Source organism: Streptomyces sp. S186, from assembly GCF_051603415.1.
In the GTDB taxonomy this organism is placed as follows: domain Bacteria; phylum Actinomycetota; class Actinomycetes; order Streptomycetales; family Streptomycetaceae; genus Streptomyces.
Map to the genome: position 1 here is coordinate 2,016,154 of NZ_CP193932.1, position 22,264 is coordinate 2,038,417.

Consider the following 22,264-nt stretch of genomic DNA (forward strand, 5'->3'; position numbering starts at 1 on the left):
GGCCGTCGCTGCGGCGCCCCGGGCACGGTACGGCCCCCGCCGGAATACGTCCGATGGGGGCCGGTTTCGACCGTGATACGAAGACTGTTGCAGTCCTGCAACATTTCGGGGGTTACGGGCGCCCGAGGCGCTACCGCAGTCGCAACACGACCCGCAGCTATGTGCGCCCGAGGCGCTGCCGCAGACGCACAACGACCCGCAGCTACGTGCGCCCGGCGGTCTTCTGGGTCCGCCGCGACACCGAGTCGATCACCACGGCGGCCAGCAGCACCGCGCCGGTGATCATGTACTGGATCTCGCTGGCCATGCCGAGCAGGTTCAGGCCCTGCTGGATCGACTGGATGACCAGCATGCCCAGCAGCGCGGACCAGATCTTGCCGCGGCCGCCGAAGAGGCTGGTGCCGCCGATGACCGCGGCGGCGATGACGTTCATCAGCGTGTTGCCCGAGCCCAGGTTCTTGGTGGCGCCGCCGGAGAGGCTGGCGATGAAGAGACCACCGAAGGCGGCCAGCATCCCGGAGATCGCGAAGACGGTGATCCGGACCCGGTTGACGTTGATGCCGGCCCGGCGAGCCGCCTCGGCGTTGCCGCCGACCGCGAAGATCTGCCGGCCGTAGCGGGTGCGGCGCACCACGAAGTCCGCGACGACCAGGACGGCGAGGAAGAGCACCAGGGCCAGCGGCAGGCCGCGGGCGCCGGACGGCTCGTTGAGGACGTAGGCGACAGCGAAGGCGATCACCGCCACCACGCCGGTGCGCAGCAGCACCTCGCTGAGCGGCCGGAACGGCAGGCCAGCGGCCCGGCGGCGCCGGGTGTCCAGCAGCAGCGAGCCGGCGTACGCGAGGACCGCGACCAGCGCCAGGCCGTAGGCGGCGGCCTTGTCGTCGAAGTAGTAGCCGGTGAGGTCCTCGACCAGGCTGCCGCTGGGCGTGTTGATGGAGCCTTCCTTGCCCATCAGCCAGATCTGCAGGCCGCTCCAGCCGAGGAACCCGGCCAGGGTGACGACGAACGCGGGCACCCCGACCTTGGCGAAGAAGAAGCCGTGCAGGACGCCGATGGCGGCGCCGGCGGCGATCGCGATCAGGACCGCGAGCCGGTCGTCGACGCCGTGGGTGACGCTCAGCACCGCCCAGACGGCCGCGCCCACACCGGCGACCGACCCGACGGAGAGGTCGATCTCGCCGAGCAGCAGGACGAAGACGATACCGACGGCCATGATGCCCAGGCCGGAGGTGTAGACGCCGATGTTGGCGAGGCTGCCCGCGGACAGGAAGCTGCTGTTCTTGAACTGGAAGACGACGGCGATGACGATCAGGCCGACGATCACCGGCAGGGATCCCAGCTCACCGCCGCGGATCCGGCGCGCGAACTCCTCGAAGTAGCCGGCGAAACCTTTCTCTCTGACCAGCAGCCTGGGGTCGACGGCGGTCGGCTGCGGTGTCTCCGGTGTGGCCTCGGCGGTCTGCTGCTCACTCATCGCCCGCCTCCTTCTTCAGCTGGGTGGTGCGCGCCGTGCGGCGGGTGACGGCGTTGTCGTCGGCACCGGTGATGGCGGCGATGATCTCTTCGTGGGAGGTGTCCGCGACGTCGAAGACACCGTTGTTGCGGCCCAGCCGCAGCACCGCGACCCGGTCCGCGACGGCCAGCACGTCGGCCATGTTGTGGCTGATCAGAATGACGCCGAGGTCGCGCTCGCGGAGCCGCTCGACGAGGTCGAGGACCTGCGCGGTCTGTTCGACGCCCAGCGCGGCCGTCGGCTCGTCCAGGATGACGACCCTGGGCTCGCCGACCAGCGCGCGGGCGATGGCGACGACCTGCCGCTGGCCGCCGGAGAGCGCGGCGACCGGGATCCGGACGCTGGGAATCCGGATGGACAGGGTGTCCAGGAGTTCCTTGGCCCGCTTCTCCATGGCGATCTCGTCGAGGACGCCGGAGGTGGCGAGCTCGCTGCCGAGGTACAGGTTGGCGACCACGTCGAGGTTGTCGCAGAGGGCGAGGTCCTGGTAGACGGTGGCGACGCCGAGCTCCTGGGCGTCGTGCGGCCTGCCGATGCGGACCGGCACGCCCTCCCATTCGATGACGCCGTCGTCGACCGGGTGGACGCCCGAGATGGTCTTGACGAGGGTGGACTTTCCGGCGCCGTTGTCGCCGACCAGGGCGACCACCTCACCGGCGCGGATCTCCAGGGTGACGTCGGTGAGCGCCTGGACGGCGCCGAACCGCTTGGAGACGCCGCGCAACGCCAGCACGGGCGTAGCGGACACGTGAATCATCTCCTTCACCGCCGTCGCTGCGGCGGGAGTGGTGGTGCGAGTGCGGGGGCGGTGCGGGGATCGGCGCCGGCCGGCTGCCGAGCCGGGGTGGGCGGAAGCGGGCCTGAAGGGGCCGCCCGCCCGCGCTACTTGACGCCCGCCGCCGCGCAGGCCGCCTTGACGTCGGCGGTGCAGATCTGGCCCGCCTGGTAGACCTTGTCCTTGATGATCGTGTCCTTGATGTTGTCCTTGGTCACGACCTGGGCGTCGTAGAGCTTGGCGGGGATGCCCTTGACCTCGCCGCTGAGGCTGTCGACCTTGGTGGGCGCCAGGGAGTCGATCTTCTCGCCCTTGAGCAGCCGGACCGCGATCTCGGCGGTGGTGTCGGCCTGCGGCTGGATCTGCTTGTAGATCGTGAACGCCTGGTCGCCCTTGAGGACCCGCTGCAGGCCCGCGAGCTCGGAGTCCTGGCCGCCGACGGGTACGTTCATGCCGCGCTGCTTGAGGGCGGTGATGATGCCGCCGGCCATGCCGTCGTTGGCGGAGTAGACGCCCTGGATGCCGTCCTTGCCGAGCGCGTCGATGGCCGCGTTCATCTTCTTGTTGGCCTCGTCCGACGACCAGTCGGGGATGTCCTGCTCGTAGACGACCTTCTTGACCTGCTTGTCGAGGACGCTGTGGGCGCCCCTCTTGAAGAACGGCGCGTTGGGGTCGGTCGGCGAGCCGTTGATCATGACGACGTCGTCGTCCTTGGCCCCGGCCCCCATCGCCTTGACCAGCGCCTCGCCCTGGAGGCGGCCGATCTTCTCGTTGTCGTAGGAGACGTAGGCGGAGATCTGCCCTTCGGCCAGGCGGTCGTAGGCGACGACCTTGACGCCCTGCTTGGCGGCCTGGTTCACCCAGGATCTGGTGGCCTTGTAGTCCACCGGGTCCAGCACGATCACCTTCACGCCCTGGGTGATCAGCGCGTCGAACTGCTTCTTCTGTTCCTGGGTGTCCTGGTCGGCGTTGTTGTACTGGACCTTGCAGTCCGGGCACAGCGCCTTGATCTTCTTGGTGATCAGCGGGCGGTCGAAGGTCTCGTAGCGGGTCGTCTTGTTCTCCGGCAGCAGCAGACCGATGGTCTTGCCGTCGCCGCCGCCCTTGCCGCCGTCGCCGGCCTTGCCGCAGGCGGCCACGGAGAGCGCCATCGAGACGGCGGCGGTGGCTATGACGGCGCGGCGCGTCCACACGTGCGTGCACTTCATGGGGTACCTCCCTGACATGGCCGCGTCGTTGCGGCCGAGGTGGCTGGAAGTCAACTCGGCCGCCAGCCGACCGTCAAGGAGTAAATCCTTAACGAGATGACAACGGTGCCATGCGTTAGGGGAGTGAACTTAGGGCGTGTGTCGGAAGTCCCGCCTGCCCCGCGACGGGACTTCCGACACACGCCCTGAAGCGTTTTCACGCGGTCATGCGGGCGCGGGCGCGTCGGCCTCGCGGGCGCCGTCGAGCAGGGTCGAATCGCCCATCTCGCTCAGGACCAGGGCCAGCGCGCCCAGCACCTCGGCGCGGCCGCCGAGGGTGCCCGGCACGATGCCCAACTGCCGTGCGGCGCTGGGGATCGCGTACCGCGACACCGACTCCCGGATCGGGCCGAGGACCAGTTCGCCCGCCTCGGCGAGATCGCCGCCGAGCACCACCCGGCTGGGATTGAGCAGATTGCACAGATTCGCCACACCACTGCCGATATGGCGGCCCACGTCCGCGACGACCCGGCGGCACCCGGGGTCGCCCTCGCGGGCCAGCTGGACGACCCGGGCCATGGTCAGGTCGGGGCCGTGGCTGGGCTGGAGCAGCGGGAGGACGTAGCGGGCGGCGGTGAAGGTCTCCAGGCAGCCGCGGTTGCCGCAGCGGCAGACCGGGCCGGACTCGTCCAGGGTGATGTGGCCGATCTCGCCGGCCGTGCCGCCCGGGCCGCGGTAGATCTGGCCGCTGATCACCAGTCCGGCGCCGACACCGCTGGCCACCTTGATGTACGCCAGGTCCGCCGCGCCGCGGCCGCCGCCCCACACCAGCTCGCCGAGCGCGCCGAGGTTGGCGTCGTTGTCGACGTAGACCGGGACGCCGAGCCGCCCGGACAGCTCCTCGCCGGGCTTGGTGCCGGCCCAGCCCGGCAGGATCGCGGTCGAGCCGAGGGTGCCGGACTCGACGTCGATGGGCCCGGGGACGCCCAGCCCGACGCCGATGATCTTGCCCGGGCTGACGCCGGTCCGCTCGATCAGCCGGCCGACCAGCCGCTCGGCCCGGGAGAGGCCCTCCGCCGCGGAGGCGTCCACGTCGATCGGCTCGGCCTCCTCGGCGAGCACCTCGTGGGCGAGGTTGCCGACCGCCACCCGCAGGTGGGAGTGGCCGAAGTCGACGCCCACCACGATGCCGGCGTCGCCGGAGAGCGAGACGCTGCGCGCCCGGCGGCCGCCCGCGGAGGTGGGCGTCACCTGGACGGTCCCGCCGTCCTTCAACTCGCGAACGATGTTGGAGACGGTGGCCGCGGACAGCCCCGTGCTCCGGGCGATCTCCGCCTGGGTGAGCGAGCCCGCCATGCGCACCGCCCGGACGACCCGCTCCAGATTGGCCCGGTGCAGCGAGGACTGCGACCCCGGAGTCTCCATCGACTCATCCACTCCCGCCTCTGGCGGACAGTGCGACGACTGCCCGCCGGCCGCACCCACGTCGTCGGGGGACGGCAACCGAATTCAACATGTGAACTCTAAGCAGAACTCCAGCGGGGAAGTCTCGTCAAGGCGTTGAGCCCGGGTGGACACATGACGCGGGCGGGCGGCAACGGCGCGGCGGGGCATACGGAAAGGGCGGTTCCGGTACTGCCGTACGGAACCGCCCCGCCGAGGTGACCGGTGCTACTTGAGCGCACCGGCCGTCAGCCCGGCCTGCACCTGCCGCTGGAAGATCACGTACACCACCAGGACCGGCAGCATCGCGATCATCATGCCGGCCATCAGCCCGCCCCAGTCGCCCTGGTAGCCCTGCTGGAGCGCGAGGTTGGCCAGGCCCTGGGTGAGCACGTACTTGCTCTCGTCCTGGTTGAGGACCATCGGCAGCAGGTACTGGTTCCACTGCCCCAGGAAGTTGAAGATGCCGACGCTGATCAGGCCGGGTTTGGCCATCGGCAGCATGACCTGGAAGAACGTCCGGGCGTGCGAGGCGCCGTCGATCATCGCCGCCTCCGCCACCGAGGTCGGCAGGGTGCGGAAGAACGCCGTCATGAAGAAGACCGTGAACGGCAGCGAGTAGGCGATGTAGACGAGGATCAGGCCCTGGTACGTCGCCAGCAGCGGGACGCCGGGGAAGTCCCGCAGCACGAAGAAGAGCGGGATCACCAGCATGAAGACCGGGAAGGACATGCCGGCGACGAAGAGGTAGTAGATGAGGCGGTTGCCCGGGAACTCGAAGCGGGCCAGGACGTAGCCCGCCATGGAGCCCAGCACCATCGTCCCGGTGAGCGAACCGCCCACCACGATCAGGGTGTTGAGGAACATCCGGCCGATGTCCGCCTTCTCCCAGGCGTTGAACCAGTTCTCGAAGTGCAGCCGGCCCGGGAGGGACCACGGCGTGGTGAGGATGTCGCCGCTGCTCTTGAAGGAGCTCCACAGCACCCACAGCAGCGGAAGGCCCACCATCAGGCCCCACACGAAGAGGATGCCGTGCGAGAAGACGTTGAGCGTGCCGCCCTCGGAGGTCCGGCGCAGCCGTGCCGTGGTGGTTCGTCTCGTCATGCGCCCTGCCCCTAGTACTCGATCCGCTCACGGCGCGCGAAGCGCATCGTGAGGACGGCGAACAGCAGCGTGACGACGAGCATGGCGACGCCCATCGCCGCCGCGTAGCCGAACTGACTGTCGCGGAAGGCGGTTTGGTACAGGCGGAGCGGGACGACGTCGGTCGCGCCGTCCGGGCCGCCCATGTTGACCGACATGATCTGCACCAGCGCGAACGCGTCCATCGCGATGATGCCCATGTAGACCCAGCCCGTCTGCACGGTGTCCCACAGCAGCGGCAGGGTGATCCGGAAGAAGGTGTGCGAGCGGCCGGCACCGTCCAGCAGCGCGGCCTCGTAGATGTCCCGCGGAATGGAGGCCATGGCGGCGGAGAACAGCACGACGTAGAAGCCGACGTTGGCCCACACCATCACGACCATGATGCAGGCCAGTGCCAGGCGGCCCTCCCCCAGCCAAGCGCTCTGGGCGGAATCCAGACCGACCGCGCCCAGCAGCGAGTTGAGCATGCCGTCGTGCGGATCGGGATTGTAGATGTTGAACCAGATCACCGAGATGATGGTGATCGAGATGACCTGCGGGAAGAAGTAGACGAACTTGTAGAATTTCGCGCCGCGGACGCCGGTGATGACGGCGCCCCGGCGGGCCCGGCCGCCGACGTTCAGCATGAACGCGAAGAACAGCCCCAGTGCCAGGGTGGCGATCGGCACCAGCACCAGCATGACGACGTTGTGTTTGAGCGCGTTCCAGAATTCGTCGCTGTGCAGCAGTTTTCCGTAGTTGGCCAGCCCGACGCTCCTGGCGGTGCCGCGCAGTCCGCTCCATTCCGTGGTGGAGATCTGGAACGCCTGGACGAACGGCGAGAGCACGAAGATCCCGTAGATCAGCAGAGGCAGGGCCAGGAACCCCGCGATGAATCGGTACTTGCCGTGTCGCATGAGCTTCCCGGCCCTCCCTCGTCAGCGGTGGTACGTGGACGGAACCCCGGTCGGCGGACCGGTCAGGAAGCGCGGTGGAACTTGGTGACGGAGCTGTCCCTGGCGACCTCGTCCGCGTACTGCTGGGCCTTCCTGATCCAGTCGGCGGCCTTGAGTTCGCCGGTGAGCAGCTGGCTGGTGAGGCCGCCGAGCTTTTCGTCGGTCAGCTTCGGATACCACTCCTGCAGCTGGATCATCAGGAGGTTTTTTCCGCCCTCCTTGACGGCCTTCGCCGCGGACGCCAGGCCGGGCGAGAGCTGCATTCCGTCGGTCGCGCCCTGCACGCTCGTCAGCGACTTGACCTTGGTGGCGAAATTCTGGGCGTGCTTCCTGGAAAGCATGATCCGCAGCAGTTCCATGCCACCGACGGGGTTCTTTCCGCCCTTGGCGACGATGAACGGCTCACTGGGCTCGGCGCGCAGGGTGCCGTGCGGCATCCGGTCGCCGCTGCCGCCGTCGAAGAGCGCCCCGACGGCCATGTCGAAGTCGGCCGGTGTGGTGGGCGCGGCCTCGTTCTCCACCCAGGAGCCGTTGGGGATGAAGACGGCCTTGCCGCGGGTCCAGGCGGTCTGCGCCTGAATGTGCGTCAGGCCCTGGCTGCCCTGCAGGAAGTAGCCCTTGGCGGCCAGTTCCTCGTAGTGCCCGATGACCTGCTTGACCGCGTCGTTGGAGGTCCAGGCGTGGGGTTCGAGGTTGTCGATGGCGATCCACTTGTCCAGGCCGCCGATCTTGGCGATCTGCGCGAACACGTTGAAGTGGACGTAGTACGGGTACTTTCCCGGATACGTCCAGGGGGCGATCCCGGCCTTCTTGATCTCGGCGCAGAGGGCGGTCATCTCGTCGAAGGAGGCGGGATAGGCCCAGCCCCTGTCCTTCAGGAGCTTGTGGGAATACCACGTTCCGTACACCGTGAAGGCGTAGTAGAAGACGTCGAAGGCGTCCTTGTGCTTTCCCTTTTCGATGGTGCTCGGGTAGAGCGTGTCCCGGACCTTCTTCTTCGGGTCGTCCAGAGACGGGGCGTCGAGCAGTGCGGTGAGATCCTGCAACTGCCCCTGTGCGGACAGCTTGTTCATATCCAGGTGGTCGGCGCCGGAGTTGTCGATCAGGTCGGGCGGATTGCCGCCGGCGAAACGCGGCTGGAGTTTGGGGCCGATCTGCTGGGTGCCGGTGTGCTTGACGGTGACGCCGTAGGTCTTGTCGTAGTCCGCCTCGGCGTCCTTCGCGTACTGGTCGCCCAGACCTCCCTTGAAGATGAAGGTCTCCAGCGGCGCCCCGTTCTTCACGCCGAGCGGATTCTTCGCGGAGGTCGCGCCCTTGTTCTTGATGCCGTCGTCCGAGCCGCCGCCACCCCCGGTGGCGCAGGAGGTGAGGGCACCCATCGCCGGTACCGCGAGAATTCCCAGGGCCGCGGCCCGCTTGACCAGATCGCGACGGCCTACTTCTGAGGTGGATCCCATGCTCAAGTCCTCGCCTTCTTCAGGACTCAGGCGGTGTACCGGAACCACCCCGGCACCGCAGGTCAGATGAAGCTGAGTTGTACGGGATGTGCACCGGGCGAGCCGGGGCTTGTCCGGCGGATCAGGCCCCGGGGATGTGCGGGAAATGCGTCCGCCCCCGCTTTCCCCCGGATTCCGGCCCTGGATCTGGTGTACGGCCGGATTCGGACGCCGATAGGCGATAGGTATAGTCCACTTCCGGCCGAACCGGCAAGATCGGATACCGGGTTGGCCGGGAGTCTTTCCCTAGTTGAGACCTCCCCGGTATGTGCCCCGGGCATCCCTTTGCGGGTCCTCGGCGAAGGGCGGCAGGCCCACCGGGCGGCGCCGGACGCCCCGGAGGCACCGGCGGTCGCGACACGGTCACCGCCCGCCCCACACACCCTTGACACCCGCCCCCGTGCGCACCTTACTTGTCTCTGCACTACGCAACTGACAACGATGTCAATCTCGTTGAGAGGGCTCGCGTGCGGCACAGACACCGGCACAGTCCCCTGCGGGCGCTCGCCCGCCCAGCCGCCCTCTTGGCGGCCGCCCTGCTCGTCGTCACCGCCCCCACCGCGACCGGCGCCGCGCAGGCCGCGCCGCCCCGACCACCGCGCAGCACCACGGAGTTCCGCTCCTCCTTCGAACCGGGCCAGCCGGCGCCGGACTGGACCGACACCGTCGAGACCGGCCCCGACGGCCGCCCGAAAACCGCCGGCGTCGCCCCTGAAACGACGCCCGGCGCACCCGGGATGAACACCGCGCCCGGCACCGGCCCCGCCGACTCCCCCACCGCCAAGCCGCACGCCGGATTCACCGGCGGCCACGCGCTGCGCTACGCCGGCACCCACACCGCCGCCGGCCGCGCCTACTCGTACAACAAGCTGTTCGCGGTGCACCTCCTCGTCGCCCCCGCCACCACGCTCTCCTACGCGCTCTTCCCGGAGCTGGCCAGGACCGACCTCGACTACCCCGCCACCCATGTCGCGGTCGACCTGGCCTTCACCGACGGCACGTACCTGAGCGAGCTGGCCGCGACCGACCAGTACGGCGCGCCGCTGACCCCGCAGGGCCAGGCCGCCGCCAGGACGCTCTACGTCAACCAGTGGAACCACCGCGAGTCCCGGATCGGCGCGGTCGCCGCCGGGAAGACCATCGCGCGCGTCCTGCTCGCCTACGACGCGCCCCGGGCCCCGCGCACCGCGCCCGCCTTCCGCGGCTGGCTCGACGACCTCGCCATCGGCCCCAAGACGCCGGAGAAGCCGGCCACCCACCTCTCCGACTACGCGGTCACCACCCGCGGCACCCTCTCCAGCGGTGGCTTCTCGCGCGGCAACACCTTCCCCGCGACCGCGGTGCCCAACGGCTTCACCTTCTGGACCCCGGTGACGAACGCCGGCTCCACCGACTGGCTCTACGAGTACGCGCGGCGGAACAACGCCGACAACCTCCCCACCCTCCAGGCGTTCAGCGCCAGTCACGAGCCGAGCCCCTGGATGGGCGACCGGCAGACCTTCCAGGTGATGCCGTCCACGGCGGCCGGCACCCCGGACGCCTCGCGCACCGGCCGCGCGCTGCCCTTCCACCACGAGCACGAGTCCGCCCGGCCGTACCGCTACGCGGTGACCTTCGACAACGGCCTGCGCACCGAGATCGCGCCGACCGACCACGCGGCGATGATGCGGTTCACCTTCCCCGGCGCCGACGCCGATCTGCTCTTCGACAACGTCAACAACAAGGGCGGCCTGACCCTGGATGCCGCGCACGGCGTCGTCTCCGGTTACTCCGACGTCCGCAGCGGCCTCTCCGTCGGCGCCACCCGACTGTTCGTCTACGGCGTGGTGGACGCGCCGGTCACCGCGAGCGGGCGGCTGGAAGGAGGAGGGGGCAAGGACGTCACCGGCTATCTGAAGCTGCGGCCGGGTGCGGACCGCACCGTGACGCTGCGGCTGGCCACCTCGCTGATCGGCGTCGGGCAGGCGAAGGCCAACCTCGCCCGGGAGATCCCCGACGGCACCTCCTTCGCCGCCGTCCAGGACCGCGCCCGCGCCCAGTGGGACGCCCTGCTCGGCCGCGTCGAGGTGCAGGGCGCCACCCGTGATCAGCTGACCACCCTCTACTCCAGCCTCTACCGGCTCTACCTCTACCCCAACTCCGGCTCGGAGCAGGTCGGTTCGCGGATCCGCCACGCCAGCCCGTTCTCCCCGCCGGCCGGCCCGGACACCCCCACCCGCACCGGCGCGAAGATCGTCGACGGTGCGGTGTACGTCAACAACGGCTTCTGGGACACCTATCGCACCACCTGGCCCGCCTACGCACTGCTCACCCCCGGCCGGGCCGGCCGGCTGGCGGACGGGTTCGTCCAGCAGTACAAGGACGGCGGCTGGATCTCCCGCTGGTCCTCGCCCGGTTACGCGGACCTGATGACCGGGACCAGCTCCGACGTCGCGTTCGCCGACGCCTACGTCAAGGGCGTGCCGTTCGACGCCGCCGCGGCCTACGACGCGGCCGTGAAGAACGCCACGGTCGCCCCGCCCTCCGCCGGCGTCGGCCGCAAGGGCATGACCACCGCGCCGTTCCTCGGCTACACCAGCACCGACACCCGCGAGGGCGCGTCCTGGGCGCTGGAGGGCTACCTCAACGACTTCGGCATCGCGCGGATGGGACAAGCCCTGTACGCCAGGACCCACAACCCCCGCTACAAGGAGGAGGCGGCGTACTTCCTGGGCCGGGCCCGGAACTACGTGCGGCTCTTCGACGACCGCGTCGGCTTCTTCCAGGGCCGGGACGCCCGGGGCGGCTGGCGGCTGCCGCCGGACCGCTTCGACCCCCGCGTCTGGGGCTACGACTACACCGAGACCAATGCCTGGACCTTCGCCTTCGCCGCCCCGCAGGACACCCGCGGACTGGCCGCCCTCTACGGCGGCCGGGCCGGCCTGGCGAAGAAGCTGGACACCTACTTCAGTACGCCGGAGACCGCAGCGAAGCGGTTCGCCGGCTCCTACGGCGACGTCATCCACGAGATGACCGAGGCCCGCGACGTCCGCATGGGCATGTACGGCCACAGCAACCAGCCCGCCCACCACATCGCCTACCTCTACGACGCGGCCGGGCAGCCGTACCAGACCCAGGCCAAGGTCCGCGAGGTGCTCTCCCGGCTCTACCTGGGCAGCGAGATCGGCCAGGGCTACCCGGGCGACGAGGACAACGGCGAGATGTCCGCCTGGTACGTCTTCAGCGCCCTGGGCTTCTATCCGCTGGTGATGGGCCAGGGCGAGTACGCGGTGGGCTCACCGCTCTTCACCAAGGCCACCGTCCACCTGGAGAACGGCCGCGACCTCGTCGTCAACGCGCCCCGCAACAGCGCCCGCAACGTCTACGTCCAGAGCCTCCGGGTCAACGGCACGCCGTGGAACTCCACCGCAGTGCCACACGCCCTGCTCGCCCGCGGCGGCACCCTGGACTTCGCCATGGGCCCCCGCCCGTCCCGCTGGGCCACCGGCCCGGACGCCGGCCCCACCTCGCTCACCAAGGACGACACGGTCCCCGTCCCGCCCTCCGACCTGACCGTCCCGGACGGCAGCCCGCTCACCGACGACACCTCCGCCACCTCCGCCACGGTCACCCGCGCCGCCTTCACCCTCCCCGCCGGCGCCACCGTCTCCTCCTACACCCTCACCTCCGCCACCACCCCGACCGCCCCACACGAATGGCTCCTGGAAGCCTCCGACGACGGCGTGCACTGGACCCCCCTGGACCACCGCACCAACCAACACTTCCCCTGGTCCCACCAAACCCGCCCCTTCGCCCTCCCCACCCCCACCACCCACCACCACTACCGCCTCACCTTCCCCGAGCCAACGACCCTGGCGGAGGTCGAACTGCTGGGGCAGCGCCCGTGAGACGGGGCCTTCGAGGCCAGACGCTCACGCCGCCCGGCGCCCGGTGTCGGAAGGATCACAAGGCGGAACAAGAGAGACGGAGTCGGGCGGAAGGGAAGCCGTTCGCGCCCCGCCAGAAGATCGGCACCCACTGGGGCGGCCAAACCAAGCTGTTCTCCCAGTCGCTCCCCCAGCCGTTCGCGGCACAGCGCGAGGGCCGCACCCCCCCGTGCGGGGAGTGCGGCCCTCGTGGCGTGGCGTGTGGTGCCGTGCCGTGTGCTGGTTACTTGCGGATCAGGCTGCGCAGCACGTACTGCATGATGCCGCCGTTGCGGTAGTAGTCCGCCTCACCGGGGGTGTCGATGCGGACGACCGCGTCGAACTCGACACCGGTGTCGGTGGTGACCTTCACCGTGCGCGGGGTGGTGCCGTTGTTGAGCTCCTCGACACCCGCGAAGGAGAAGGTCTCCTCGCCGGTCAGGCCGAGGGACTGCGCCGAGGCGCCCTCGGGGAACTGCAGCGGCAGCACGCCCATGCCGATGAGGTTGGAGCGGTGGATGCGCTCGTAGGACTCGGCGATGACGGCCTTGACGCCGAGCAGCGCGGTGCCCTTGGCCGCCCAGTCGCGGGACGAGCCGGAGCCGTACTCCTTGCCGGCCAGGACGACCAGCGGGATGCCCTGCTCGATGTAGTTGCGCGAGGCGTCGTAGATGAAGGAGACGGGCGCGTCGGCCTGCGTGAAGTCGCGGGTGTAGCCGCCCTCGGTGCCCGGCGCGATCTGGTTGCGCAGGCGGATGTTGGCGAACGTACCGCGGATCATGACCTCGTGGTTGCCGCGGCGGGAGCCGTAGCTGTTGAAGTCGCGGCGCTCGACGCCGTGCTCCGTGAGGTACTTGCCGGCCGGGGTGTCGGCCTTGATGGCGCCGGCCGGGGAGATGTGGTCGGTGGTGACCGAGTCGCCCAGCTTGGCCAGCACGCGGGCACCGGAGATGTCCTGGACCGGCGCGGGCTCCATCTGCATGCCCTCGAAGTACGGGGGCTTGCGGACGTAGGTGGACTCGGCGTCCCACTCGAAGGTGTTGCCGGTCGGGATCGGCAGCGCCTGCCACTGGGCGTCGCCCGCGAAGACGTCGGCGTAGGACTTGTTGAACATGTCCTCGCCGATCGCGTTCGCGACCACGTCGTTGACCTCGGCCTCGGACGGCCAGATGTCCTTGAGGTAGACCGGGTTGCCGTCCTGGTCGATGCCCAGGGCCTCGGTGGTGATGTCCACCTTCATGGAGCCCGCGAGGGCGTAGGCGACGACCAGCGGCGGGGACGCCAGGTAGTTCATCTTGACGTCGGGGTTGATCCGGCCCTCGAAGTTGCGGTTGCCGGAGAGCACCGAGGTGACGGCCAGGTCGTGGTCGTTGACGGCCTGGGAGACCTCCTCCGGCAGCGGGCCGGAGTTGCCGATGCAGGTGGTGCAGCCGTAGCCGACGAGGTTGAAGCCGACCTTGTCGAGGTAGGGGGTCAGGCCCGCCTTGTCGAAGTAGTCGGTGACGACCTTCGAGCCCGGGGCGAGGGTGGTCTTGACCCACGGCTTGCGGGTCAGGCCCTTCTCGACCGCCTTCTTGGCCACCAGGGCGGCGGCGACCATGACGTACGGGTTCGAGGTGTTGGTGCAGGAGGTGATCGCGGCGACGGTGACGGCGCCGTGGTCCAGCTCGTAGGTCGTGCCGTCGGGGGCGGTCACGGTGACCGGGTTGGACGGCGCGCCACCGTTGGGGTGGATGGCCGGGGCGTCGGAGGCCGGGAAGGACTCCAGCTCGGCCTCGTCGACGGTGGAGACGTAGTTCAGGACGTCGCGCTTGAACTGCTCGGCGGCGTTGGCGAGGACGATGCGGTCCTGCGGGCGCTTCGGGCCGGCGATGGACGGGACGACGGTGGAGAGGTCCAGCTCCAGCTTCTCGGAGAAGTCCGGCTCGGCGGCCGGGTCCAGCCAGAGGCCCTGCTCCTTGGCGTACGCCTCGACCAGCGCGACCTGCTGCTCCGAACGGCCGGTCAGCTTCAGGTAGTTCAGCGTCTCGTCGTCGATCGGGAAGATCGCGGCGGTGGAGCCGAACTCCGGCGACATGTTGCCGATGGTGGCGCGGTTGGCGAGCGAGGTGGCGGCGACGCCCTCGCCGTAGAACTCGACGAACTTGCCGACGACACCGTGCTTGCGCAGCATCTCGGTGATGGTCAGCACGAGGTCGGTGGCGGTGGTGCCCGGCTTGAGCTCGCCGGTCAGCTTGAAGCCGACCACGCGCGGGATGAGCATGGAGACCGGCTGGCCGAGCATCGCGGCCTCGGCCTCGATGCCGCCGACGCCCCAGCCCAGCACGCCCAGGCCGTTGACCATGGTGGTGTGCGAGTCGGTGCCGACGAGGGTGTCGGGGTAGGCCTGGCCGTTGCGGACCATGACCGTGCGGGCGAGCTTCTCGATGTTGACCTGGTGGACGATGCCGGTGCCCGGCGGGACGACCTTGAACTCGTCGAAGGCGGTCTGGCCCCAGCGCAGGAACTGGTAGCGCTCGCGGTTGCGGCCGTACTCCAGCTCCACGTTCTCCTTGAACGCGTCGTTGGTGCCGAACTTGTCGGCGATGACGGAGTGGTCGATGACCAGCTCGGCCGGCGCCAGCGGGTTGATCTTCGCCGGGTCGCCGCCCAGCTCCTTCACGGCCTCACGCATGGTCGCCAGGTCCACGACGCACGGGACGCCGGTGAAGTCCTGCATGATCACGCGGGCCGGCGTGAACTGGATCTCCTGCGAGGGCTGCGCCTGGGAGTCCCAGTTGCCGAGGGCACGGATGTGGTCGGCGGTGATGTTCGCGCCGTCCTCGGTGCGGAGCAGGTTCTCCAGCAGCACCTTGAGGCTGTAGGGCAGACGGGCCGAGCCCTCCACCTTGTCCAGCCTGAAGATCTCGTACGACTCGTCGCCCACCTGCAGCGTGCTGCGGGCGTCGAAGCTGTTCGCCGACACGACAGTCTCCTTCAATGATTTCGCGCGTACCACCGCAATCCTGCCGTCACAGGTTCGTCGCCGATCCGCTAAGGTGAACCTAAGTTAGGTGCGCCTAACTATTCACGGCAGCGGTACGCCTTCCGGCAGATATCTCGATGTCGAGATAACTCTAGTACATCGCTGCTGCCGGGTCATGCCCCGACGGCCCGCCGCGCTGCGCCCGGCCGCCCGGCACGGCCCCGAGGCGCCCCGCGTCTCCCCGCATCTCCCCGCGGATCAGCCGCTCCCGTACGCGGCCGGCGTCCGGCCGATCACCGGGCCGAGGGAGGCGATCACCGGGCCGAGGAAGGCGCCGGAGCTCCGGAGCGGCATCCTTTCCTGAAGTCCCGTCAGAACGGCGCGGAGCAGAGCGGCGGTGGCCGACGGTGGCTCCGGCCGATGCCTGCCGACTCCCACCGCCTCCCGGGCCCGGCTCATCCGCCGTCCAGGCCGAGCCGCACCACCCGCACGATCTCCTCGTCGCTCAGGCCCAGGTGGCGGGCCTCGGCGATCAACCGCTCGGCGGCCTCGCCGAGACGGGCGCGGGCCGGGGAGGCGGCTCCGGTGACCACCGCGCCGCGGCCACGGCGGAGTTCGATCAGCCCCTCCTCCTTCAGCCGCTGGTAGCCGCGCAGCACGGTGTGGACGTTGACGCCGAGGGAGGCGGCCAGCGCACGGGCGGCGGGGAGGCGCTCCCCGGCGCGGACCGAGCCGTCGGCGATGGCGCCGCGGACCGAGGCGGCGATCTGGTCGCCGAGCGGGACGGACGAACCGGGGTCGACGCGGAACAGCACGTCAGCCTCCTTCTCCGGAGCGCCGGCGGTCGAGGTAGGTGTTGAGCAGGGCGGCGGCGGTGGCGGCGTCGTCGACCGTCACCACGAACTCCCGGCCGTTGGTGAGGCGGAGCACCACACCCTCTCCAGAACGGAGCAACAGGCCGCTGCCGCCGGGCCGGATGCGGTATCCCCAGCCACCGTACTCGGAGAGCGCCGCGATCGAGCGGCTGGTCGCCTCCGCCACCTTGTCGAGCGGTATCCGGCGCAGCGGGAACGGCAGCAGGGCCGGCTGGATGGTCAGCCCGCGCCGGTCGACGGTCACCCGTGCGGAGCAGCAGCCCACAACCGTCGCGCCGCCCACGCCCATCGCCACACCGCCGAGCAGGGCGCCGAGTACGACCTCCAGGATTCCGACGGCCATCAGCAGACCGCCCACGAGGGCCATCGGCAGCGAGCTGACGGTGCGTGACCAGCCGGCCCGGACGCCGGCGGGCAGGTCGAGGCGGCCCGCGGTGCCCGTTCCGGTGCGGGGCGCCGGGGCGTCGGGGCCGGCCAGCAGCCAGCCCAGAACGCCGGCCACGGCGCCCGCTCCCAGCGTGACGGCGATCCCCCAGGCGGGGAGCCGTACCGCACCCGGCCCGGCGTCACCGGCGTTCCCGAGCAGGATCGCGGCCACCGGAGCGCCCAGGACGACGGCGGTGAACCAGCCCGTCCCGACCAGTACCCGCCCGCCCCACGCGGGCATCCGGCCCCGGACGAGCAGGCCGGTGCCGGCGCCGAGCACCAACAGGACCACCAGGCACTCCGCGAGGAACCCCTGCGGCGAGGAGTAGCCGTCGCCGTCGGGCCGGCCGTCGAGGCCGAAGTGGGTGGCGAGCCGGTCGGGCAGCCGGCCGGCGACGCACGTGTAGAGCACGCCGAGGGCGAGGGTGACGACGATGAACGGCGCGGCGGCGAGCCAGCTCCGCCGACGGGTGCCGGCGGATGGGGCGGATGCCCCGGATTGCTTCATGACGACCATGGCGACCTCCAGTTGTTCGCACAGTACTAGAACAACCCCGAGAGGACCTCGCAATCACGCATCAATCTCATATCTGAGATACGGTCACCCCATGGCAGACGACTACCTCGTACGCATCGGCAGGCTCATCCGTGACGCCAGGCAACACCGTGGCTGGACACAGACGCAGCTCGCCGAGGCGCTCGGCACCAGCCAGAGTGCGGTCAATCGCATCGAACGCGGCAACCAGAACATCAGCCTTGAGATGATCGCCCGCATCGGCGAAGCCCTGGACAGCGAAATCGTCTCGCTCGGATACGCCGGACCGATGCATCTGCGGGTCGTCGGCGGACGCCGGCTGTCCGGCAGCATCGACGTCAAGACGAGCAAGAACGCCTGCGTCGCGCTGCTGTGCGCGACGCTGCTCAACGCGGGCCGCACAACTCTGCGGCGGGTGGCCCGTATTGAGGAGGTCTACCGCATCCTGGAGGTGCTGGGCAGCATCGGCGTCCGCACCCGCTGGATCAACGACGGCAACGACCTGGAGATCGTGCCGCCGGCCCAACTCGACCTGGACGCCATGGACATGGAGGCGGCCCGCCGCACCCGCAGCGTCATCATGTTCCTCGGTCCGCTGCTGCACCGGATGGACCACTTCAAGCTGCCGTACGCGGGCGGCTGCGACCTCGGCACCCGGACCGTCACGCCCCATATGACGGCTTTGCGGCACTTCGGGCTGGAGGTCACCGCGACCGACGGCACCTACCTCGCCGAGGTCGACCGCACCGTCGCCCCCAAGCGCGCCATCGTCCTGACCGAACGCGGCGACACCGTCACCGAGAACGCGCTGCTGGCCGCCGCCCGGCACGACGGCGTCACGGTCATCCGCAACGCCTCCTCCAACTACATGGTCCAGGACCTCTGCTTCTTCCTGGAGGAGCTGGGCGTCCGGGTCGACGGCATCGGCACCACCACCCTCACCGTCCACGGCGTCGCCAAGATCGACCGTGATGTGGACTACGCGCCGTCCGAGGACCCGGTCGAGGCGATGAGCCTGCTGGCGGCGGCCGTCGTCACCGAGTCGGAACTGACGATCCGTCGGGTCCCGGTGGAGTTCCTGGAGATCGAGCTGGCCGTCCTGGAGGAGATGGGCCTCGACCACGAGCGCAGCACGGAGTACCGCGCCGACAACGGCCGTACCCGGCTCATCGACCTGACGGTCCGCCCCTCCAAGCTCCAGGCCCCGCTCGACAAGATCCACCCGATGCCCTTCCCGGGCCTCAACATCGACAATGTCCCGTTCTTCGCGGCCATCGCGGCCACCGCCCAGGGCCAGACCCTCATCCACGACTGGGTCTACGACAACCGCGCCATCTACCTCACCGACCTCACCCGCCTCGGCGCCCAGGTCAAACTCCTGGACCCGCACCGCGTCCTGGTCGACGGCCCCACCCGCTGGCGCTCCGCGGAAATGATGTGCCCCCCGGCACTCCGCCCCGCCGTCGTCGTCCTGCTGGCCATGATGGCCGCCGAGGGCACCTCGGTCCTGCGCAACGTCTACGTCATCAACCGCGGCTACGAGGACCTCGCCGAACGCCTCAACTCGATCGGCGCCCAGATCGAGATCTTCCGGGACATTTGATACGCGGATGCCGCCGCGTCCTGTGTGACCTGTGGTGAAGCGGGTCAGGAAAGGGGGCGGCGGCACCTATGGGACTTTGGGTGTGATCGCGTACGAGTGCCGCCGGCGCTGCCCTCTTCCAGCGGAGCGTTCACGCCCGCCGCGGCAAGAGCGGGCTTCCACACGTAGGAGTTGAAGTAGTTCCGGTTGATCGCCTTCCGCTCGCGTCCCGTCGCCAGGAGGCTCTAGGTCCTCGGCCGCCGGTGTTTGGCTTCCACCGCCGGTTTTTGGCTTCCACCGTCGTCTCGGCAGGAGTCGGGGCGTCCCACGGCAGCGTGACCGGCACCGGCGCGAACTGCTCCATGTGCTGGCGGATGGCCTGGGCCACACTGGACGGCAGCGGCACGTCCCGGACCTTGCGGCCCTTGGGAAGCGCGAAACGCAGCTTCGCCCGGACCTGCCGCCGGACGTGGAAGACCTCCTTGGCGAAGTCGATGTCCTCCAAGGCGAGCCCGAGTGCCTCGCGCTGTCGGAGCCCCAGGCTCGCGCCGATCACGACGAGGAGCTGGTAGCGGTCCGGGCCCGCGTGGCCCGTCAGCGAAACGGGCGCCAGCCCGCGTGACTCATCCGGCAGTCTCGCCGTGCCCAGCACACGACTCCCGCGCGAGGCCCTCAAGCAGCTGGACCGCCACGGCGGCGCTGTCGTACGGGACGAACAAGTGGTCGTGGTAGAAGCCGGCCACGACATTGCAGCTGATCCCCGCACGGGTCAGTACCGCGGATACGGCCGCCGTCAACCCGACGGCTTCCAGGGATGAATGCACCCGCAGTGTGATCCAGCCGGCCACGTAGTCGTATCCAAGCCCCAGCCTGTCAGCGTCCTGCCTGCGCAGAACGAGGGTGAGCCCCTCTTCCTCCGCGACCGTCACGACCGGGGCCACTCCGTCGGGAATCGCGCCGGCGGGGGTCGATACGAATACGTACTCACCGGGGTGAAGCTCCGGGCGCATACCGCTGAGCAACGCCGACAGTTGGGTTTCTCCAGCCAACTTCCTACTCCTTACGTGAAAAGCGACAGGCGAGAGAGAACGCGGGTGAGACTCACACACACTTGGATGCGGATACCAAGGAGACCGCGGACACGGCAGCCCAGACTCCCCCGAGGAGGAGGAACCCGAGGAACCCGAGGAGTACTGGTCCAGCGCAACAATCGCCAGTGTCGAGGAACCAGCCAGGTTGAGCGCCAGACAGGCGGTGGAGACCTGACTCAGTCGTCCTGCCTGCGCAGCGACGAAGGACCAGAGGACGAGCAGAGAGCCACAAAGCTCCGCAGGATTCCGAAACCACATTAACGACATTGGTGATGCGCGCCGTCTTTGCTCGGCCGGGTACGGCAGCGCTCTCGTCCGGGGCAGGCGCAGAATGGCACCGCCGCAAGCGACGCTCACACAACTCAATGTCGATGCCCATGGGGTGAACCGCACCCGGACTCAGCTGAACAAAACCCTGCCCACATGACTGAAAACAGGCACTAACCTTCTCATTTATCCGGTGCGCAGCCACCGCCAGTTGGAGGGAGCTCAGTTGCGTGAGGAGCCGAACCGCTGGCGCGCCGGCCTTCGGACGCTGGCTCCGCGCGTTGGGATGCGAGCCCTCGGCAAAACGGACCCGCCCCTCGGCGGCCAGACGATCGACCAACTGCTGAGCCTTCGCCCGCCGAGCACGCGCGACAGGCCGTTCGCTGTGCGACGCCGCACTGTCCTTTCGGCCCGTCGCTTCCCTCCGCGCTGCGCCTTTCACCGGCGCCGACGGCCTGACGGACACCACCTGAACGCCGTCGTCCGCGCACGCCGGAGCGTCTGATGACAACCATGCCGAAGGTAGAACCGGCCGGCCTCGGTGACCTCCACGTGGACACCCCCCACCGCTCTTGCTGACCGTCAGCAGGCCCCGGTAGCGCAGGGCATAGGCCGAGCGCCTCTCCCCCGGCGCCCAGGCTCCAGGTTCCTCGCCAGCCGCGAGCCGCTCCAGTCTGCGTAGGTCAGCGCAGCGCAGGCACTCAGCGTGGCAGGTCACGCGGCTCCCTGGTCTCTTCCCGTGGCCGCCACGCCTCCAGCACCACGCGCACCGCGACGCTGATCCGGGCGCGGAACCGTAGCCGGCCAACGGCACTGAAGACGCCGACCGCGCATTGCCCGCGGGCCCGGCTGGTTCCCCGGTCGGGCCCGTCATGTATCTCGAACGACTCGTGTGCGAAGTGACTGGGTAGCTGGACGAATTCGCGGGTCACCGGTGGCCATCGTGGTGGTCACCGGTCACGACTTGTTCCACGTCAGGCTGACTCTCAGCTGAGCCGAGGCTCCGGCCGCCGTGATGACCGCTCCTGCCTGGGCGTTCAGCTCGACGCCGAACTCCAGGACGAGGACGTCGGGCCGCTGCACGAAGTCCTCCACCTGTGCGCTCAGACCCCGGGCCACCGCCCGCACGGCCTGCATGACGGACTCGAACGTGCCCTCGGCCTTCTCGATCACCGTCGTCGACGCGCCCCGCGTGAGCACGGGGCTCGTCGCCTGCTCGTCGGAGACCCTGACGAGCACGGCGCTGCCGTCCTGTAGCGAGAACTGCATAATGGTCATAAACTATGGATTAGCATGAAATGTTGGATACCGTCATCTAGTTGATGGTTCTTCCAATTCCTGAGTACGCGTGCCGAAGGCGAGGGCAGAGTCGGTGGGCTTCGGCCGCACTGGTTGAGGCGTCCTGACGAAGGAGCGAAAGCGATGCCACTCGCCGCCAAAATTGTCCTCATCGTCATCGGCGTTCTCCTCCTGATCCTCGCCCTGATCGGCAGTGGCATCTCCCGGCGTCTGATGACCATCCCGAAAATGCATCGGGCGCCGCGTATCGTGCTGGCCGTTCTCGGCGTGTTGCTGCTGGCCGGCGGTATGTGGGGGCTGTGGACCGGGACGGCGAAGCACAGCCCGACCCTGGACGATCTCCGGGCTCACGTTCCCGCCGACGTCAAGTCCGCACTGAACTGCACGGAAGCCAGCGAAAGCCCCAAGAACGGGGTGGCGCTGGACTGCAGCACGCAGGGCGGCTTCCCGGACCACGTCTATTACGCCATGTTCCCCGACGTGAATTCGATGCAGAAATACTGGATAGGGAAAGCCAACCCATCGAACCTTCCGGGAACCCAGTGCAATACCACCGACGACTTCGAGAAGGGGAGCAAGGGGACGTACTCCCTCGGCGACCAGTCCATCACTATCGGCGACGTCGCCTGTTCCATGGACGGAAATACGGCTGTGGTTGCATACACGGACCGGCGTTTCAACATGGTCATCATGGCTGACGAATCGGACCCACAGAAGTTCTCCGATTTCATCAACTGGGTCGACAAGACCTCGCAGCCCCCAGGGCCGACAGACACCGCTCCCCCGACTCCCTCGCAGACCCCCGGCGGGAGCTGACCCGACCC

Annotated in this window: 16 protein-coding genes and 1 riboswitch; of the genes, 3 read left to right on the plus strand and 13 right to left on the minus strand. The window is 69.2% G+C overall.

Going from position 1 to position 22,264, the window contains the following annotated elements:
* Nucleotides 1-202: 202 nt before the first annotated feature.
* The 7 genes from ACRAS8_RS08645 to ngcE all read right to left on the minus strand — a co-directional run bounded on the left by ACRAS8_RS08645 (nt 203) and on the right by ngcE (nt 8,456).
* The gene (locus ACRAS8_RS08645) at nt 203-1,477 is read right to left on the minus strand and encodes a sugar ABC transporter permease (protein WP_438485364.1); all 1,275 of its coding nucleotides are present in this window, start codon (nt 1,475-1,477) and stop codon (nt 203-205) included.
* Nucleotides 1,470-2,273: an ATP-binding cassette domain-containing protein gene (locus ACRAS8_RS08650; protein WP_438485365.1), complete on the minus strand. Its 804-nt coding sequence runs from the start codon at nt 2,271-2,273 to the stop codon at nt 1,470-1,472. Before ACRAS8_RS08650 ends, ACRAS8_RS08645 begins: the two co-directional genes overlap by 8 nt.
* A 125-nt stretch (nt 2,274-2,398) precedes the next feature.
* Nucleotides 2,399-3,442, minus strand: a complete 1,044-nt coding sequence (locus tag ACRAS8_RS08655) for a substrate-binding domain-containing protein (protein ID WP_438490391.1) — start codon at nt 3,440-3,442, stop codon at nt 2,399-2,401.
* A gap of 261 nt (nt 3,443-3,703) precedes the next feature.
* Nucleotides 3,704-4,903: an ROK family transcriptional regulator gene (locus ACRAS8_RS08660; RefSeq protein ID WP_018536965.1), complete on the minus strand. Its 1,200-nt coding sequence runs from the start codon at nt 4,901-4,903 to the stop codon at nt 3,704-3,706.
* Between the two features lie 246 nt (nt 4,904-5,149).
* Nucleotides 5,150-6,025, minus strand: coding sequence for a carbohydrate ABC transporter permease (locus ACRAS8_RS08665; protein WP_438485366.1), 876 nt, complete (start codon nt 6,023-6,025; stop codon nt 5,150-5,152).
* Nucleotides 6,026-6,036: 11 nt separating this feature from the next.
* Nucleotides 6,037-6,960: a carbohydrate ABC transporter permease gene (locus ACRAS8_RS08670; protein WP_438485367.1), complete on the minus strand. Its 924-nt coding sequence runs from the start codon at nt 6,958-6,960 to the stop codon at nt 6,037-6,039.
* Nucleotides 6,961-7,022: 62 nt separating this feature from the next.
* Complete coding sequence (gene ngcE, locus ACRAS8_RS08675; protein ID WP_438485368.1) at nt 7,023-8,456, minus strand: N-acetylglucosamine/diacetylchitobiose ABC transporter substrate-binding protein; 1,434 nt, start codon at nt 8,454-8,456, stop codon at nt 7,023-7,025.
* Nucleotides 8,457-8,962: 506 nt separating this feature from the next.
* Between ngcE and ACRAS8_RS08680 the strand changes: the two genes are divergently transcribed.
* Nucleotides 8,963-12,382 (plus strand): GH92 family glycosyl hydrolase, encoded by a 3,420-nt coding sequence (locus ACRAS8_RS08680; protein WP_438485369.1) that lies wholly within the window; start codon nt 8,963-8,965, stop codon nt 12,380-12,382.
* Between the two features lie 262 nt (nt 12,383-12,644).
* Here ACRAS8_RS08680 and acnA read toward each other — a convergent pair whose 3' ends face one another.
* The 3 genes from acnA to ACRAS8_RS08695 form a co-directional block, all read right to left on the minus strand.
* Nucleotides 12,645-15,365: an aconitate hydratase AcnA gene (acnA, locus tag ACRAS8_RS08685; protein ID WP_438485370.1), complete on the minus strand. Its 2,721-nt coding sequence runs from the start codon at nt 15,363-15,365 to the stop codon at nt 12,645-12,647.
* A 455-nt stretch (nt 15,366-15,820) separates the two neighbouring features.
* A complete protein-coding gene (locus ACRAS8_RS08690) occupies nt 15,821-16,180 on the minus strand; it encodes a GntR family transcriptional regulator (protein ID WP_018536974.1) in 360 nt (119 codons plus the stop codon).
* 1 nt (nt 16,181) lies between these two features.
* Nucleotides 16,182-17,174, minus strand: a complete 993-nt coding sequence (locus ACRAS8_RS08695; RefSeq protein WP_438485371.1) for a DUF1648 domain-containing protein — start codon at nt 17,172-17,174, stop codon at nt 16,182-16,184.
* A gap of 100 nt (nt 17,175-17,274) precedes the next feature.
* On the opposite strand from ACRAS8_RS08695, the gene ACRAS8_RS08700 reads away from it, so the two are divergent.
* A complete protein-coding gene (locus ACRAS8_RS08700) occupies nt 17,275-18,804 on the plus strand; it encodes a helix-turn-helix domain-containing protein (protein WP_438485372.1) in 1,530 nt (509 codons plus the stop codon).
* A gap of 130 nt (nt 18,805-18,934) precedes the next feature.
* Here the strand turns inward: ACRAS8_RS08700 and ACRAS8_RS08705 are convergent, their stop codons facing one another.
* The 3 genes from ACRAS8_RS08705 to ACRAS8_RS08715 all read right to left on the minus strand — a co-directional run bounded on the left by ACRAS8_RS08705 (nt 18,935) and on the right by ACRAS8_RS08715 (nt 21,419).
* Nucleotides 18,935-19,435 (minus strand): hypothetical protein, encoded by a 501-nt coding sequence (locus ACRAS8_RS08705; protein ID WP_438485373.1) that lies wholly within the window; start codon nt 19,433-19,435, stop codon nt 18,935-18,937.
* Nucleotides 19,407-19,832, minus strand: coding sequence for an ACT domain-containing protein (locus ACRAS8_RS08710; protein WP_438485374.1), 426 nt, complete (start codon nt 19,830-19,832; stop codon nt 19,407-19,409). Before ACRAS8_RS08710 ends, ACRAS8_RS08705 begins: the two co-directional genes overlap by 29 nt.
* 315 nt (nt 19,833-20,147) lie before the next feature.
* Nucleotides 20,148-20,218, minus strand: a riboswitch (guanidine-III (ykkC-III) riboswitch).
* An 880-nt stretch (nt 20,219-21,098) separates the two neighbouring features.
* Nucleotides 21,099-21,419 carry a CU044_2847 family protein gene (locus ACRAS8_RS08715; RefSeq protein WP_438485375.1) on the minus strand — a complete coding sequence of 107 codons (321 nt, stop codon included), beginning with the start codon at nt 21,417-21,419 and terminating at the stop codon, nt 21,099-21,101.
* Between the two features lie 144 nt (nt 21,420-21,563).
* Between ACRAS8_RS08715 and ACRAS8_RS08720 the strand changes: the two genes are divergently transcribed.
* Nucleotides 21,564-22,256, plus strand: coding sequence for a hypothetical protein (locus ACRAS8_RS08720; protein WP_438485376.1), 693 nt, complete (start codon nt 21,564-21,566; stop codon nt 22,254-22,256).
* Nucleotides 22,257-22,264: the final 8 nt, after the last annotated feature.

Excerpts from the sequence above, each read along its gene's own strand:
- ACRAS8_RS08715 (WP_438485375.1), bottom strand. The coding sequence starts at position 21,419 with ATGACCATTATGCAGTTCTCGCTACAGGACGGCAGCGCCGTGCTCGTC.
- ACRAS8_RS08670 (WP_438485367.1), bottom strand. The coding sequence starts at position 6,960 with ATGCGACACGGCAAGTACCGATTCATCGCGGGGTTCCTGGCCCTGCCT.
- ACRAS8_RS08720 (WP_438485376.1), top strand. The coding sequence starts at position 21,564 with ATGCCACTCGCCGCCAAAATTGTCCTCATCGTCATCGGCGTTCTCCTC.
- ACRAS8_RS08650 (WP_438485365.1), bottom strand. The coding sequence starts at position 2,273 with ATGATTCACGTGTCCGCTACGCCCGTGCTGGCGTTGCGCGGCGTCTCC.
- ACRAS8_RS08695 (WP_438485371.1), bottom strand. The coding sequence starts at position 17,174 with ATGAAGCAATCCGGGGCATCCGCCCCATCCGCCGGCACCCGTCGGCGG.
- ACRAS8_RS08665 (WP_438485366.1), bottom strand. The coding sequence starts at position 6,025 with ATGACGAGACGAACCACCACGGCACGGCTGCGCCGGACCTCCGAGGGC.
- ACRAS8_RS08660 (WP_018536965.1), bottom strand. The coding sequence starts at position 4,903 with ATGGAGACTCCGGGGTCGCAGTCCTCGCTGCACCGGGCCAATCTGGAG.
- ACRAS8_RS08655 (WP_438490391.1), bottom strand. The coding sequence starts at position 3,442 with ATGGCGCTCTCCGTGGCCGCCTGCGGCAAGGCCGGCGACGGCGGCAAG.
- ACRAS8_RS08700 (WP_438485372.1), top strand. The coding sequence starts at position 17,275 with ATGGCAGACGACTACCTCGTACGCATCGGCAGGCTCATCCGTGACGCC.
- ngcE (WP_438485368.1), bottom strand. The coding sequence starts at position 8,456 with ATGGGATCCACCTCAGAAGTAGGCCGTCGCGATCTGGTCAAGCGGGCC.
- ACRAS8_RS08645 (WP_438485364.1), bottom strand. The coding sequence starts at position 1,477 with ATGAGTGAGCAGCAGACCGCCGAGGCCACACCGGAGACACCGCAGCCG.